13 protein-coding genes and 2 tRNA genes are annotated in these 14,071 nt (G+C 59.9%); 2 read left to right on the forward strand and 13 right to left on the reverse strand.

Features of this window, described 5'->3' with window-relative positions; genetic code table 11:
- Window positions 1–7: 7 nt before the first annotated feature.
- The 10 genes from ACJ8QF_RS24365 to ACJ8QF_RS24410 form a co-directional block, all read right to left on the reverse strand.
- Window positions 8–709, reverse strand: a complete 702-nt coding sequence (locus tag ACJ8QF_RS24365; protein WP_004929969.1) for a DUF2461 domain-containing protein — start codon at window positions 707–709, stop codon at window positions 8–10.
- A 21-nt stretch (window positions 710–730) separates the two neighbouring features.
- A complete protein-coding gene (locus ACJ8QF_RS24370; protein ID WP_004929967.1) occupies window positions 731–1,309 on the reverse strand; it encodes a hypothetical protein in 579 nt (192 codons plus the stop codon).
- Window positions 1,309–2,304, reverse strand: a complete 996-nt coding sequence (locus ACJ8QF_RS24375; protein WP_004929965.1) for a hypothetical protein — start codon at window positions 2,302–2,304, stop codon at window positions 1,309–1,311. The genes ACJ8QF_RS24370 and ACJ8QF_RS24375 overlap by 1 nt, the downstream gene beginning before the upstream one ends.
- 112 nt (window positions 2,305–2,416) lie before the next feature.
- Window positions 2,417–3,961: a threonine ammonia-lyase, biosynthetic gene (gene ilvA, locus ACJ8QF_RS24380; protein WP_004929963.1), complete on the reverse strand. Its 1,545-nt coding sequence runs from the start codon at window positions 3,959–3,961 to the stop codon at window positions 2,417–2,419.
- Between the two features lie 5 nt (window positions 3,962–3,966).
- Window positions 3,967–5,817: a dihydroxy-acid dehydratase gene (ilvD, locus tag ACJ8QF_RS24385; RefSeq protein WP_015379395.1), complete on the reverse strand. Its 1,851-nt coding sequence runs from the start codon at window positions 5,815–5,817 to the stop codon at window positions 3,967–3,969.
- A 107-nt stretch (window positions 5,818–5,924) separates the two neighbouring features.
- Window positions 5,925–6,851 carry a branched-chain amino acid transaminase gene (locus tag ACJ8QF_RS24390; RefSeq protein ID WP_004929958.1) on the reverse strand — a complete coding sequence of 309 codons (927 nt, stop codon included), beginning with the start codon at window positions 6,849–6,851 and terminating at the stop codon, window positions 5,925–5,927.
- Window positions 6,852–6,874: 23 nt separating this feature from the next.
- Window positions 6,875–7,132: an acetolactate synthase 2 small subunit gene (gene ilvM / locus ACJ8QF_RS24395; RefSeq protein WP_004929955.1), complete on the reverse strand. Its 258-nt coding sequence runs from the start codon at window positions 7,130–7,132 to the stop codon at window positions 6,875–6,877.
- A complete protein-coding gene (ilvG, locus tag ACJ8QF_RS24400) occupies window positions 7,129–8,775 on the reverse strand; it encodes an acetolactate synthase 2 catalytic subunit (RefSeq protein WP_280631111.1) in 1,647 nt (548 codons plus the stop codon). The genes ilvM and ilvG overlap by 4 nt, the downstream gene beginning before the upstream one ends.
- A 142-nt stretch (window positions 8,776–8,917) precedes the next feature.
- The gene (ilvL, locus tag ACJ8QF_RS24405; protein WP_013814970.1) at window positions 8,918–9,016 is read right to left on the reverse strand and encodes an ilv operon leader peptide; all 99 of its coding nucleotides are present in this window, start codon (window positions 9,014–9,016) and stop codon (window positions 8,918–8,920) included.
- Between the two features lie 133 nt (window positions 9,017–9,149).
- The gene (locus ACJ8QF_RS24410) at window positions 9,150–10,382 is read right to left on the reverse strand and encodes an MFS transporter (protein ID WP_280631110.1); all 1,233 of its coding nucleotides are present in this window, start codon (window positions 10,380–10,382) and stop codon (window positions 9,150–9,152) included.
- Between the two features lie 341 nt (window positions 10,383–10,723).
- Here ACJ8QF_RS24410 and ACJ8QF_RS24415 point away from each other — a divergent pair, with 341 nt between their 5' ends.
- Complete coding sequence (locus ACJ8QF_RS24415) at window positions 10,724–12,247, forward strand: YifB family Mg chelatase-like AAA ATPase (RefSeq protein WP_004929948.1); 1,524 nt, start codon at window positions 10,724–10,726, stop codon at window positions 12,245–12,247.
- A 27-nt stretch (window positions 12,248–12,274) separates the two neighbouring features.
- Here the strand turns inward: ACJ8QF_RS24415 and ACJ8QF_RS24420 are convergent, their stop codons facing one another.
- Window positions 12,275–12,613 carry a DUF413 domain-containing protein gene (locus tag ACJ8QF_RS24420; protein WP_004929946.1) on the reverse strand — a complete coding sequence of 113 codons (339 nt, stop codon included), beginning with the start codon at window positions 12,611–12,613 and terminating at the stop codon, window positions 12,275–12,277.
- A 119-nt stretch (window positions 12,614–12,732) separates the two neighbouring features.
- On the opposite strand from ACJ8QF_RS24420, the gene hdfR reads away from it, so the two are divergent.
- Complete coding sequence (gene hdfR / locus ACJ8QF_RS24425; RefSeq protein ID WP_028128092.1) at window positions 12,733–13,560, forward strand: HTH-type transcriptional regulator HdfR; 828 nt, start codon at window positions 12,733–12,735, stop codon at window positions 13,558–13,560.
- 269 nt (window positions 13,561–13,829) lie between these two features.
- Here the strand turns inward: hdfR and ACJ8QF_RS24430 are convergent.
- Both ACJ8QF_RS24430 and ACJ8QF_RS24435 read right to left on the reverse strand, forming a co-directional pair.
- Window positions 13,830–13,905 (reverse strand) — tRNA-Trp (locus ACJ8QF_RS24430).
- Between the two features lie 51 nt (window positions 13,906–13,956).
- Window positions 13,957–14,033 (reverse strand) — tRNA-Asp (locus tag ACJ8QF_RS24435).
- Window positions 14,034–14,071 lie beyond the last annotated feature (38 nt).

Below are 14,071 nucleotides of genomic sequence, written 5' to 3' on the forward strand. Positions count from 1 at the left end.
GCGAGGTTTACAGATCCGCCGGATCGATCTGCTTCATCGTCTCTACCTGCATCAGCCAGTGGTAGAGCGGCTCAAGCTGCAAAAATGCCCCGGCCAGCCGCGGCGCCAGATCGGCGCTGAACAGCTTTTCCACTTCGCTGTCAGTCACCATCACCGCGAACGATTTGCGGTTGTACCAGGTGGCGATCTCCGCCGCCTGCTCCTTCACCAGCGGGCGCTTGTAGCTTTCGCCCACCAGCTCGAACGGCGGCCGGCAGCAGGCGGCCACCTCAAGGAAAGGCTGCGGCCGCTGCCTCAGCGTATGGCGGAACAGATCCATGGTCGGCTTGTTGGCGCTGTAGTAGCCGAGCCCATAGCGCAACATGTCCGGCCCCAGTTCAAAAAAATACACCGGCGCGTCTTTCCAGTCTTTGCTCGGACGCTTGAACGTCAGCCACATGCGGCTGCGGTAGCGCGATTTATCATGAGAAAAGCGCGTATCGCGATGAATGCGCGACAGCGTTTTGCCGATCGCCGGGCGAGTCTCGAACTGCGGATCGATCGCCAGCATGCCGGGAGCCAACTGCTCCACCAGCGCGCGGAACGGCGCCAGCAGCTCGCGATCGTAGATGTCGCGGTTGCCGTCGAACCACGCCTTATCGTTTTCGATCCGCACCTGCTGCAGGAAATTCAGGCCCTGCTGACTAAAGCCGGAGAAAGGTTGCGTCATAAGCTTTTCCGTTCTGACGATTTATCGGGTGTTGCGCAGATCTTCCCTCTGCCAACGGCGTTTGATAAACACGCGCCGACGCGTGCGAAAATAAGCGACGTAGAGATAGAACGCCGCCCGATTGCTGAATAGCGCACCACCCACCGCGCCCTCCAGCAACATAGCGACGGTGGCGATGCCGGTCATGCCCGTCGCCCACGCTACTGCAGCGCCAAGGCAACACAGACCGAGCATGCCAAGATAGTATTGCAGCAATACCACCCCGCTGTTTTTCCCCTGCACCAGTTGGAACAGGATCAGCGTCATCCACACCGCCACGATCGCGCCGCTGCCCATGAGAACGGCGGCGGAAGTCTTGCCGCTCCAGGCGGCCGCCACGTCCGTGGCCAGGCCCATCACGCCCGCCAGCCCCAGCGTCAGGCATACCATCAGCAACATGACATTGCCGACGCCCGGCGGTGACAGCCGCTGGCCCGGCGTCAGGAAATGCTGCTCAAGCTGCGCATCCACGCCGGCGAAAAGCGCGCGATCGCGCGCCGCGATTTGGTTTTCCATCTCCCGGCCCTGCACGATCAGGCGTTTAATCATCCAGTCCGCCATTACCTCACCATCTGCGGCAATTTCTGCATAATGCCTACAAAATACTGCCCGGTGGTTTTCACATTCACCGGCGCAGACAGGGTGCCGCTGATGCCGCTGCCCACGAACGTCAACGCGTTATTAAGCGCCGAATGCAATTGCTGACGCAGCCCGTTTTGGATCGCTTCCGTCGGGTAACGCTTCGGGTATAAGCCGTTCTTCACCATTTCTTTCAAGACGTTATTGGAAATCCCCGGATTTTCCGCCCGAATGATGTTTTCGGTCAGCCGCTTCCTTTCGCTGCGGGGCATGCTTTTCAGCCATTCCGTCGCCTTGCGCGCCGAAATGCGGCGCATGGCGCGGTAGGTCATCGTCGCTTCCTTCAGGGCGGCCCCCGCGCTGGCCAGCGAGATCACATCGAGTACGGTGCTGGTGGCGATATACCACTGCTCAGAGTCGAGCTGCGCCAATTCATCGCCTTTCCCGTCATAAAGCTTGTTGACGCGGTATAGCCCATTGCCGCACTGCAGCGCGCTGGCGGCCATGCCGGCATAGCCCAGATAAGCCACCGCAGAGCTGGTGCCGCCGGTGAACGGCACGGCGACGCTGCCCGACGCCAGTAAAAATACCGATACCAGCAGCGTTCCGCACGACAGCGCGGCCGAGGCCAACTCTTTGCTCACGCTGGGTTTGCTCAACGCTTCCGACAGCGTATTGGTCGCGGCAACGCGCGAGGTATGAGCCACCGTTTTGCTGATGACCACGTGGGTGACCTGCGAAGCGTTCGAATAACCGGTGTGCTGCGTCGGGCGGACTAAAAATGAGTTTTGCCCGTCGGAAAAAATAATTCCCACGCCATGAAAAGCGAGGCTGCAGTCCAGCGAGTCCTGCAAGGCTTGCAGATTAATATCGCGATAGAACTCTTGTACCCCGGCATTGCCCAACAGGCGGGCAAATTCGGCGTTGGTCAAATCGTCTTCGGGAGAACCGAACGGCGTAGAAAAAGCGGTTTTCATTGTCGTGCATCCCTATACGTCAGAAGTCTTGGCAGTATAAAAATGCACGACAAAATCACAACCATGCAACCCATAAACTGACTAACGCGTCACGGTTGCTTATCAATCCGGCTCACCCCTGCAAAAAGAAGCGGAACGCCGGGTTGTCGGTTTCGTCGTGGCAATCGTAGCCCAGCGCCTGCAGGTGCCGCTCGAATTCCGGCTCGCTTTGCGCCAGCTCGAAGGCCGCCAGCACCCGGCCGAAGTCGGTGCCGTGGCTGCGATAGTGGAACAGCGAGATGTTCCAGTGCGTGCCCAGCGTTTGCAGGAACTTCAGCAGCGCGCCCGGCGACTCCGGAAACTCAAAGCTGAACAGCCGTTCGCGCAGCGGCTTCGACGGACGCCCGCCCACCATGTAGCGCACGTGCAGCTTGGCCATCTCATCGTCCGACAGATCCACCACCTGATAACCGCCGGCGTTGAGTTCGTCGATGATCTCCCGCCGTTCGGCGTGACCGCGCGTCAGCCGCACGCCGACGAAAATGCAGGCGTTGTCGGCATCGGCGTAGCGGTAGTTGAATTCGGTCACCGAGCGGCCGCCCAGCAGCTGGCAGAACTTGAGGAAGCTGCCCTGCTGTTCCGGAATGGTTACCGCCAGCAGCGCTTCGCGCTGTTCGCCCAGTTCGCAACGCTCGGAAACATAGCGCAGCCCGTGGAAGTTGAGATTGGCGCCGGACAGCACGTGCGCGAGACGCTCGCCCTGAATGTTGTGCTGCTGGACGTACTTTTTCAGCCCCGCCAGCGCCAGCGCGCCGGAAGGTTCGGCAATCGCGCGCACGTCCTCGAACAGATCTTTGACCGCCGCGCAGATGGCGTCGCTGTCCACGGTGATCACGTCGTCCAGATACTCACGGCACAGGCGGAAGGTTTCGTCGCCGATGCGCTTCACCGCCACGCCTTCGGCGAACAGCCCGACGCGCGCCAGATCCACCGGATGGCCGGCATCCAGCGCCGCGCGCAGGCAGGCGGAGTCTTCCGCTTCGACGCCGATCACTTTGATCTGCGGCATCAGCTGTTTGATCAGCACCGCCACCCCGGCGGCCAGGCCGCCGCCGCCAACCGGCACGAAAACCCGATCCAGATGCGCGTCTTGCTGCAGCAGCTCCATCGCCAGCGTGCCCTGCCCGGCGATCACCGTCGGGTGATCGAACGGCGGCACAAAGGTCATGCCCTGCTGTTGGGAAAGCTCGATCGCCTTCGCTTTGGCCTCGTCGAAATTGGCGCCGTGCAGCAACACTTCGCCGCCGAAACCGCGCACCGCATCCACCTTGATGTCCGCAGTGGACACCGGCATCACGATCAGCGTTTTGATCCCCAGCCGTTTACCGGAGAAGGCGACGCCCTGCGCGTGGTTACCGGCCGAAGCCGTCACGACGCCGCGCGCCTTCTGCTCCTCGTCCAGCCCGGCGATCATCGCATAGGCCCCGCGCAGCTTGAAGCTGTGCACCGGCTGGCGATCTTCGCGCTTCACCAAAATGGTGTTGCCGAGGCGCGAAGAGATTTTGCTCATGGCCTGCAACGGGGTGACTTGCGCCACCTCGTAAACCGGCGAGCGCAGTACCGCTCGCAGATATTCCGCGCCGCAGGGGGCGCTGGGTAGGGGTTGAGAGACCGCCATGCTGCTTATCCCCCCAGTTTGCTCTTGTCGCGCACCGCGCCTTTGTCGGCGCTGGTAGCCAACGAGGCGTAGGCGCGCAACGCGAAGGACACCTGACGTTCACGGTTTTTCGGCGTCCAGGCCGCGTCGCCGCGCGCCAGTTCCGCCTCATGCCGCGCCGCCAACTCCTGCTCGCTGACATCCAGCTGGATGCCGCGATGAGGAATGTCGATCGCGATCATGTCGCCGTCCTGCACCAGGGCGATCAGGCCGCCGTTGGCCGCTTCCGGCGAAGCGTGACCGATGGACAACCCGGAGGTGCCGCCGGAGAAACGCCCGTCGGTGATCAGCGCGCACGCCTTGCCCAGCCCCATCGATTTCAGGTAGGTGGTTGGGTAAAGCATTTCCTGCATGCCCGGGCCGCCTTTCGGCCCTTCGTAGCGAATCACCACTACGTCGCCCGCCACCACTTTACCGCCGAGGATCGCTTCTACCGCGTCGTCCTGGCTTTCATACACTTTGGCCGGGCCGCGGAAGGTGAGGATTTCCTTGTCGACGCCGGCGGTTTTGACGATGCAGCCGTTTTCCGCCAGGTTGCCGTACAGCACCGCCAACCCGCCGTCCTGACTGTAGGCGTGCTCACGGGTGCGGATGCAGCCTTCCTTGCGGTCGGTGTCCAGCGAATCCCAGCGGCAGTCCTGGGAGAATGCCTGCGTGGTGCGGATACCGGCCGGCCCGGCGGAGTACATTTTCTTGACGCTTTCGTCGCGGGTCAGCATCACGTCGTAGGCCTCCAGCGTCTGCGGCAGGGTCAGCCCCAATACGTTGTTCACCTCGCGGTTCAGCAAGCCGGCGCGATCCAGCTCGCCGAGGATGCCGATTACGCCACCGGCGCGGTGCACGTCTTCCATGTGATATTTCTGCGTGCTCGGCGCCACCTTGCACAGGTGCGGCACTTTGCGCGACAGGCGATCGATGTCTTCCATGGTGAAGTCCACCTCGCCTTCCTGCGCCGAAGCCAACAGGTGCAGCACGGTATTGGTCGAACCGCCCATGGCGATGTCCAGCGTCATGGCATTTTCAAATGCCGCCTTGTTGGCGATATTGCGCGGCAGCGCGCTCTCGTCGTCCTGCTCGTAATAGCGTTTGGTCAGCTCGACGATGCGCTTGCCGGCGTTGAGGAACAGTTCCTTGCGATCGGCGTGGGTGGCCAGCAGCGAACCGTTGCCCGGCTGCGACAGGCCCAGCGCTTCGGTCAGGCAGTTCATCGAGTTGGCGGTGAACATGCCGGAGCAAGAGCCGCAGGTCGGGCAGGCGGAACGCTCGATCTGCTCGCTGTCGGCGTCGCTGACGTTCGGGTTCGCGCCCTGGATCATCGCGTCCACCAGATCCAGCTTGATGATCTGGTTGGAGAGTTTGGTTTTGCCGGCTTCCATCGGGCCGCCGGAGACGAAGATCACCGGAATGTTCAGGCGCAACGCCGCCATCAGCATACCCGGGGTGATCTTGTCGCAGTTGGAGATGCACACCATCGCGTCGGCGCAGTGGGCGTTCACCATGTATTCGACCGAGTCGGCGATCAGCTCGCGCGACGGCAGGGAATAGAGCATGCCGCCGTGGCCCATGGCGATGCCGTCATCCACCGCGATGGTGTTGAACTCTTTGGCCACGCCGCCGGAGGCTTCAATCTGTTCGGCGACCAGTTTGCCCAGATCGCGCAGATGCACATGGCCAGGCACGAACTGGGTAAAGGAGTTGACCACGGCAATGATCGGCTTGCCGAAATCGGCGTCGGTCATCCCGGTCGCGCGCCACAATGCGCGGGCACCCGCCATATTGCGGCCGTGGGTGGTGGTGGCGGAACGGTACTTAGGCATGCTCTTTTCACTCCAAATGTATTTATGGCAGGCGGCGAACGAACCGCCTGGATATTTCTTATCTTGTCTGTCTTGTCGTCCGCCACGCTGCGCGGCGAGCCTTGTCGTTACGGGTTTACCGGATCCAGCCAACCGTACTTGTCTTCGGTCTTGCCGGTGAACAGGCCGAAGAACGCCTGTTGGATCTGTTTGGTCACCGGGCCACGTTTACCGATACCGACCTGAATGCCGTCCACGCTGCGCACCGGCGTGATCTCCGCCGCAGTGCCGGACATGAACACCTCATCGGCCAGGTACAGCGATTCGCGCGACAGCACCTGCTCACGCACTTCGAAGCCCATGTCTTTCGCCAGCTTGATGATCGCGTCGCGGGTGATGCCCGGCAGCGCCGACGAGGTGAACGGCGGGGTGTAAATCACGCCGTCTTTCACCTGGAACAGGTTCTCGCCCGCCCCTTCGGAAATGTAGCCGTGCACGTCAAGCGCGATGCCTTCCTGATAGCCGTGGCGGCGCGCTTCGCTGCCCACCAGCAGAGAGGAAAGATAGTTGCCGCCGGCTTTGGCCGCGGTCGGGATGGTGTTCGGCGCGGCGCGGTGCCAGGAGGAGACCATCGCATCGATGCCTTGCTCCAGCGCCTCTTCACCCAGATAAGCGCCCCAAGGAAACGCCGCGATAATCACGTCCGTTTTATAACCGGCCGGCGGGTTGACGCCCATGCCGACATCGCCGACGAACACCAGCGGGCGAATGTAGGCGCTGACCAGATTGTTCTTGCGCAGCGTGGCGCGGCAGGCTTCCATCAGTTCGTCGACGCTTTGCGAAACCGGCATGCGGTAGATTTTCGCCGAATCGTGCAAGCGCTGCATATGCTCGCGATGACGGAATACCACCGGCCCCAAGTGCGAGTCATAGCAGCGTACGCCTTCAAACACCGACGTGCCGTAATGCAACGCGTGCGACATCACGTGCACTTTGGCCTCGGCCCAAGGAACCATCTCACCATTGAACCAAATGTAATCGGCTTTCTTTGTCATTGTTATTTATCCTTCTCGGCGCCTCAGGCGCGTATTTGTTGTGATGTTGGCTGCTGGATCTCGACGCAGGAGACGTCCATCAGTTTACTTAATTGAGATGACAACAGGGCAACCGGGCGCGGGCTGGCAACGGTCAATTCGATATTGATGCTGTCGGCGTTGGCCGGGGAAACCATATTCATAGCACAAACCTGAAAGCCGCGATGACGCACGACCCGCAATACGCGCTCTAACATTTCGGGGCGAAAACGCGCCTGGATCGAGAGTTGATGCTGCATCATGATATTTCCTCCAACATGGTTTCGTTGCCGGCGCCCGGCGGCACCAGCGGCCAGACGTTTTCGAGTTCGTCGATAGAGACCTGCAGCAGATAAGGGCCTTCGGTGTTGAACAGCGCCTCGAGGGCGCCCTCCACCTGATCCTTGCGGCTGATGCGCTGGCCGGGAATGCCGAAGGCGGCGGCCAGCATCAGGAAGTCGGGGTTATCGGAAAGGTTGGTTTCGCTGTAGCGGCCGTCGAAGAACAGCTGCTGCCATTGACGCACCATCCCGAGGCGCTGGTTGTCCAGCAGCACGATCTTAAGCGGCAGCTGCTTGCGCTTGATAGTGCCCAGTTCCTGCACGTTCATCATGAAGGAGCCATCGCCCGAGACGCAGATCACCGTATCTTGCGGGCGGGCAATCTGAGCGCCTACCGCGGCCGGCACGCCGAATCCCATGGTGCCGAGGCCGCTGGAGGTGATGAAATTCTCCGGACGTTCGAACGTCATGTGCTGCGCGCTCCACATCTGGTGCTGACCGACGTCGGTGGTCACTACGCTGTTGGCCGGCTTGCGGTCAGACAGCTGGCGCAAGAACAGCGGTGCGTAGATCGGCTGGCCGGGGTGATCGTAGCGGCAGGCGTGCTCGGCTTTCAGCGCCGTCACCTGCTGCTGCCAGGCGGCGATGTCCAGCGGGCGCTGCAACGCCGGCAGCAACGTTTTCAAATCACCCTGCAGGGCCACATGCGCCTGGCGCAGTTTGCTCATCTCCGCCGGATCGATATCCATGTGGATCACTTTGGCGTGCGGCGCGAAGGCGTTCAGTTTGCCGGTCACGCGATCATCGAAACGCGCGCCGACGGCGATCAGCAGATCGCACTCCTGCACCGCCAGGTTGGCAGCCTTGGCGCCATGCATGCCCAACATGCCGAGATACAGCGGGTCTTGCGCGTCCGGCGCGCCCAGCCCCTTCAGGGTGGCGACGTTCGGCATGCGGGTCACCGCGATAAACTCACGCAGCGCTGGCACCGCCTGCGCCATGCCCACGCCGCCGCCGACGTACAGCATCGGTTTGTGCGCCTGCGCCAGCAGCGCGGCCGCCTCGGCCAACGCCGCCGACGGGAACGCCGGCGCTTCGTCAACCGGCATCAGATGCGGGTGCAAGTCCCCCTGCGCCAGCTGGATGTCTTTCGGGATATCGATCAGCACCGGGCCGGGGCGGCCGCCTGCGGCGATGGCGAACGCTTCCGCCATGATGCCCGGCAAGGCGTCCAGCGACTCCACCAGGAAGCTGTGCTTGGTGCAGGCCAGAGACAGGCCGAGAACATCGATCTCCTGAAAGGCATCGGTGCCGATCAGCGCGGAACCCACCTGGCCGGTGATGGCGACAACAGGAACGGAATCGAGCAGCGCATCCGCCAGGCCGGTGATCAGGTTGGTGGCACCGGGGCCGGAAGTGGCGATACAGACACCGACTTTGCCGGTGGCGCGGGCGTAGCCGATGGCGGCCATGGCGGCGCCCTGTTCATGGCGGCACAGCAGGTGTTCCACGCCGCCGTCATACAACGCATCGTACACCGGCATGATTGCCCCGCCCGGATAGCCGAATACGGTATCCACACCCTGCGTACGCAACGCTTGAACTACCCACTGAGCGCCATTCATAGTTATTTCCCCGCCTTTCTTCGACAACTGCAGGATTTTGTTCTGTTTTTCATGTTCTACCCCTTGCTCCACTTTTCTCTTGCCAATAAAAAACCCCCGGACCTGACGGTGCGGGGGTTCTCTTGCGATTCCGGCTTGTTTGCTAAGCCTTTCTTCGTCCAAGTGCAGCCCCGCACGGTGGGATAATAATCACCACCACGCTAATCACGACTAGGCTAATCACTTGGGCAAAGGCTTTCATAATGGGTTTGTTCACTGTGCTCATTCAGAACTAATGCTTACAGAGGTACCACAGCCGCGCGCGACATGACAACACTTTTTTTGCGTTATTATTCGGCGCAATCTGGTCATACCTCACGCGAATCGCCCCTCTTTCACACGTTGGCGCGCATACCCGGATTTTCTACCGCGTCGGTGATCGCCTTGCCGCGCGTATCCTTGCCGAAGAACACCAACAGGGCGATCGCCACCGCCACCGTACCGGCGACGATCGCCATCGCCAGACCGTAATTATGCCCATGATGCTCGGCGATGGTGGCTTGCAGCGTGGCGTTGACCGAGGCGATCAGGTTACCCAGCTGGTACACGAACCCCGGCAGCACCGCGCGGGTGTTGGCCGGCACCAGCTCGGTCAGATAGGTCGGCACCACGCCCCAGGCGCCCTGCACCATGAACTGCATCAGGAAAGCGCCGATCCCCAACATCAGCGAACCGCTGGAAAACGCCCACAGCGGGATCACCGGCAGCGCCAACAGCGCGGCAATGATGATCGCTTTTTTGCGGCCGATCTTTTCTGACAACGAACCGAAGAAAACACCGCCGATAATTGACGCGATATTGTAGCTAATGGCGATGATACTGACGGTTTTAGGGTCGAAACCGTGCTGAACTTTCAGAAAAACCGGATACAGATCCTGCGTACCGTGGGAGAAGAAATTGAACGCCGCCATCAGCAGCACCAGATAGCAGCACAGCTTCCAGTGGCTCTTCAACACCGGCAGCAAGGCGGTGCTCTCTTTGCGTTCACGCGCCGCCAGCCATACCGGCGACTCCTGCACGCAATAATAAATAAACGGCAGCAGCAGGATCGGCGCCGCGCCGATGACGAACATGCCGCGCCAGCCGACCGTTTCGAACAGCAGGCCGTACACCACCGCCGCCAGCAGATAACCAAACGGATAGCCGGCCTGGAAAATACCCGACATCAGGCCGCGTGAGCGGTCCGGTATGGTTTCCATCGCCAACGATGACGCCACGCCCCAAATGCCGCCCATCGCAACACCGTACAACACCCGCAACAGCAAGAAGACCGTCAGCGAGGGCGCGGCGGCGGAGAGCAGCTCAAACACCGAGAAGAAGACGATATTCAACATCAGAATCGGCTTGCGGCCATATTTTTCCGCCGCACGCCCGAAGATCAGCGCGCCAATCGGGCGCACCGCCAGCGTGAGCAGAATCGCCAGCGTGACCTGTTCCAGACCGACCTGAAAGGACTGCGCGATGTCGCTGAGTAAGAATACCAGCACGAAAAAATCGAAAGCGTCGAGCGTCCAGCTTGAAAAGCTGGCGATTGCCGCGTTGCGTTGCAGCGGGGTCCAACCAAACATAGTGTTATCCCTACCGTAGAGTACGAAGTCAGGAGGTTTAGCGGCTGCCGGGCAGAATGCGGCGGCGGTCGGGGCTTGTTAAAGAAGTGATTTTTCTTTTAATCAATTGTTAAATACACCCGTTAACCCTATGATTGCAATGTGTATGGGCCGCTAATGTGTTGCAGCCTTCAGCGAATTGTTAATGGGTATTGCCGCAGGATGCGAGGCGGCTCGCACAATCTCATTTACTTCGATGAAAATGAGCAATTACGCTGCGAAACCCCTAGAAAAACCACCAATAACGCCGCGCAATGCCAGGATGAATCACGCATCATGTCGTCCTCAGCAAGGAGAGCGATATGTCACTGGCGTTAATCTATAGCCGCGCCATCATCGGCGTTCAGGCCCCTTCCGTGACGGTGGAGGTGCATATCAGCAATGGCCTGCCCGGCCTGACGCTGGTCGGCCTGCCGGAAACCACGGTAAAAGAGGCGCGCGATCGGGTGCGCAGCGCCCTGATCAACAACGGTTTCACCTTTCCCGCCCGGCGCATCACCGTCAATTTGGCCCCCGCCGATCTGCCAAAGGAAGGCGGGCGTTACGATCTGCCGATAGCGCTGGCGATCCTCGCCGCCTCCGAGCAGTTACCCCTCGCACCGTTGGCACGCTACGAGTTTCTTGGCGAGCTCGCGCTGTCCGGCTCACTGCGCGCGGTCAGGGGAGCGATCCCGGCGGCGCTGGCGGCGGCTGATGCCGGGCGGCAACTGATCCTCTCGACGGACAACGCCGCCGAAGTCGGCCTGATCGCGCAGTCGCACTCCCATACTGCCCAACACCTGCTGGAAGTCTGCGCTTTTCTGCTCGGCCAAGGCGAACTGCCGGTGGCGGCCGCGCCCCCCGATGCAGACAACGCGTGCGAAAACGCCGACCTGCGCGACATCATCGGCCAGGAACAGGCCAAGCGGGCATTAGAGATCGCCGCCGCCGGCGGGCATAACCTACTGTTGATTGGGCCACCGGGCACCGGTAAAACCATGCTGGCCAGCCGTCTCACGGGCTTACTGCCGCCGCTGACGGAGACTGAGGCGCTGGAAAGCCTGGCGGTCGCCAGCTTGCAGCATCACATTCCCGCCGCTCTACCATGGCGTCAGAGGCCGTTCCGCGCACCGCACCACAGCGCCTCGATGGCGGCATTGGTCGGCGGCGGCTCACTGCCGCGACCGGGCGAGATCTCGATGGCGCATAACGGCGTGCTGTTTCTGGATGAACTGCCGGAATTCGAGCGTAAGGTACTGGATGCGCTGCGTGAGCCGTTGGAATCCGGCGAGATCGTGATTTCACGTGCCAACGCCAAGGTCTGTTTCCCCGCCAGGGTGCAACTGATCGCGGCAATGAACCCCAGCCCGACAGGGCATTATCAGGGATTGCACAATCGCGCCTCACCGCAGCAGGTGTTGCGCTATCTGGCCCGGCTGTCAGGGCCTTTTCTCGACCGTTTCGATCTGTCTATCGAAGTACCGCTGTTGCCGCCGGGTACGCTCAGTCATCGGAAAACCCATGGAGAAAGCAGCGAACAAGTACGGAAAAGGGTGCAGCAGGCTCGCGCCCGGCAGCTCGAACGCGCCGGTAAAGTCAACGCGCTGTTGAGCAACCGCGAAGTGGAACGAGATTGCGTTTTGCAGGCGGCTGACGCCGAGTTTTTGGAAGCAACATTAAACACGCTGGGGTTATCGGTTCGCGCCTGGCAGCGCATCTTGAAAGTGGCGCGCACGCTGGCGGATTTGGCGGGAGATGCTGAACTCGACAGGCACCACCTCAGCGAAGCGCTGGGCTATCGCAGTATGGACCGCCTGCTGTTACAACTGCATCGCAGTCTGGAATGAAAATGGGGCCCGCAGGCCCCATCGTCTTTAGTCTTCGCTGTCGCTGTAATCTTCTACTGCGTCAGCCTGCGGTTTACCGCCGGACAGAGTATGGAATTTCTTCGGGCGACGTGTGCGCGCCAGATATTTAGCCCATACTTTTTCCTGCTCGGTAGCCGCTTCGCGCTCACCGCGGCACACTGCGACGAACAGCTGTTCTTCTTCAGTGGCCGGCTGGCGTTTACCCGAGTCCAACTCGTTAAACGCGTAGCCGAAGCGCTCTAGCAATTGCGCCTCTTTAATGGTGAAATCGCCGTGACGGGAGAACCCGCGAGGGTAATGTTTATTATCAAAAAAACGATTGGTCGTGGTGAAGCTATCCGCCATCTGACACGCTCCTAATTCTCTTATGGCCGTGCTGTTTATGGCGCGGAGTATTAGATAGGCTTGACAGCGTGTAAAACAAAACATTTAAATCTTAACGACAAATTTTTTTGGAGATAGGTGTGGATACCGAATTACTGAAAACCTTTTTGGAGGTCAGTAGAACGCGTCACTTTGGCAGAGCCGCAGAATCTTTGTACTTAACGCAGTCCGCGGTCAGTTTCCGCATCCGTCAGTTAGAAAACCAGTTGGGCGCAAATTTATTTACCCGTCATCGCAATAACATCCGCCTGACGCCTGCCGGCGAGCGGCTTCTGCCCTATGCCGAGAGCCTGATGAACACCTGGCAGTTGGCGAAGAAGGAAGTCGTGCGTTCGCTGCAACACACCGAGTTATCGATCGGCGCTACCGCTTCGTTGTGGGAGGCCTATCTGACTCCCTGGTTGCAAGCACTCTATCAACAACGCGAGGCGCTGCAGCTAGAAGCCAGGGTTGCATTAAGGCACTCTTTGGTAAAACAACTGCATGAAAGGCAGCTCGATTTACTGATCACCACTGAACCGCCGAAGATGGATGAATTGGCCAGCCAGCAGCTGAGCAATTTCTCATTACGCCTGTTCTCATCCGCTTACCGTGACAAACAGGCCCCAATGCCCTACATCAAGCTGGAATGGGGAGCCGACTTCCACCAACAGGAAAACCGCATGTTGGAAGGTGATAACGTACCGGTGCTTACCACCACCTCCGCTCACCTGACGCGTCAGCTGTTGGAAACCACGGGCGGATGCGCTTTCCTGCCCAGCCATTGGGAAAAAGAGTACCCACAGCTGGTGGCCGCCACCGAGATCCCGCCGATTATCCGCCCACTGTATGCCGTCTGGTTGCAAAACAGCGATCAACAGCCTTTGATTCGACAATTACTTAAAATACCTTTAAATACCGCAGCCTAAAGCGCTATGGCGGCCTTAAAAGCCGCCACCGTGGTCTTGGCTGTCTATCATGCCAAAAGCCGCCCATCGCCTTCTGAGAGAAGAAAATGCAAAATAGCGGGAGAATCAGGAGCTCTGCGGAGGTAAAGATCGAAAGGTTATGGAGCAACTCGGATCAGATAAACATCAGCATAGAACAGCCGATGCGCTCTTTTCCAAAACGATAACGCGCTAAGGAAAGGGATAATAGGTAAAAAAAAACCCTTTGCTTTCGCAAAGGGTTCTTAATATGGCAGGGGCGGAGAGACTCGAACTCGCGACACCCGGTTTTGGAGACCGGTGCTCTACCAACTGAGCTACGCCCCTAAATCTCGCTTAACATTATGCCTGCTAATAAAGCAGGCATAATTAAATAAGTGGCGGAACGGACGGGGCTCGAACCCGCGACCCCCTGCGTGACAGGCAGGTATTCTAACCAACTGAACTACCGCTCCACCGATTCTTTTACGTTGTATCTTTCGATACCGGCAAT

The sequence above is a fragment of the Serratia sp. CY81684 genome, assembly GCF_052166595.1.
In the GTDB taxonomy this organism is placed as follows: Bacteria; Pseudomonadota; Gammaproteobacteria; order Enterobacterales; family Enterobacteriaceae; genus Serratia; species Serratia nematodiphila.

Excerpts from the sequence above, each read along its gene's own strand:
- ACJ8QF_RS24365 (WP_004929969.1), bottom strand. The coding sequence starts at position 709 with ATGACGCAACCTTTCTCCGGCTTTAGTCAGCAGGGCCTGAATTTCCTG.
- ACJ8QF_RS24370 (WP_004929967.1), bottom strand. The coding sequence starts at position 1,309 with ATGGCGGACTGGATGATTAAACGCCTGATCGTGCAGGGCCGGGAGATG.
- ACJ8QF_RS24375 (WP_004929965.1), bottom strand. The coding sequence starts at position 2,304 with ATGAAAACCGCTTTTTCTACGCCGTTCGGTTCTCCCGAAGACGATTTG.
- ilvA (WP_004929963.1), bottom strand. The coding sequence starts at position 3,961 with ATGGCGGTCTCTCAACCCCTACCCAGCGCCCCCTGCGGCGCGGAATAT.
- ilvD (WP_015379395.1), bottom strand. The coding sequence starts at position 5,817 with ATGCCTAAGTACCGTTCCGCCACCACCACCCACGGCCGCAATATGGCG.
- ACJ8QF_RS24390 (WP_004929958.1), bottom strand. The coding sequence starts at position 6,851 with ATGACAAAGAAAGCCGATTACATTTGGTTCAATGGTGAGATGGTTCCT.
- ilvM (WP_004929955.1), bottom strand. The coding sequence starts at position 7,132 with ATGATGCAGCATCAACTCTCGATCCAGGCGCGTTTTCGCCCCGAAATG.
- ilvG (WP_280631111.1), bottom strand. The coding sequence starts at position 8,775 with ATGAATGGCGCTCAGTGGGTAGTTCAAGCGTTGCGTACGCAGGGTGTG.
- ilvL (WP_013814970.1), bottom strand. The coding sequence starts at position 9,016 with ATGAAAGCCTTTGCCCAAGTGATTAGCCTAGTCGTGATTAGCGTGGTG.
- ACJ8QF_RS24410 (WP_280631110.1), bottom strand. The coding sequence starts at position 10,382 with ATGTTTGGTTGGACCCCGCTGCAACGCAACGCGGCAATCGCCAGCTTT.
- ACJ8QF_RS24415 (WP_004929948.1), top strand. The coding sequence starts at position 10,724 with ATGTCACTGGCGTTAATCTATAGCCGCGCCATCATCGGCGTTCAGGCC.
- ACJ8QF_RS24420 (WP_004929946.1), bottom strand. The coding sequence starts at position 12,613 with ATGGCGGATAGCTTCACCACGACCAATCGTTTTTTTGATAATAAACAT.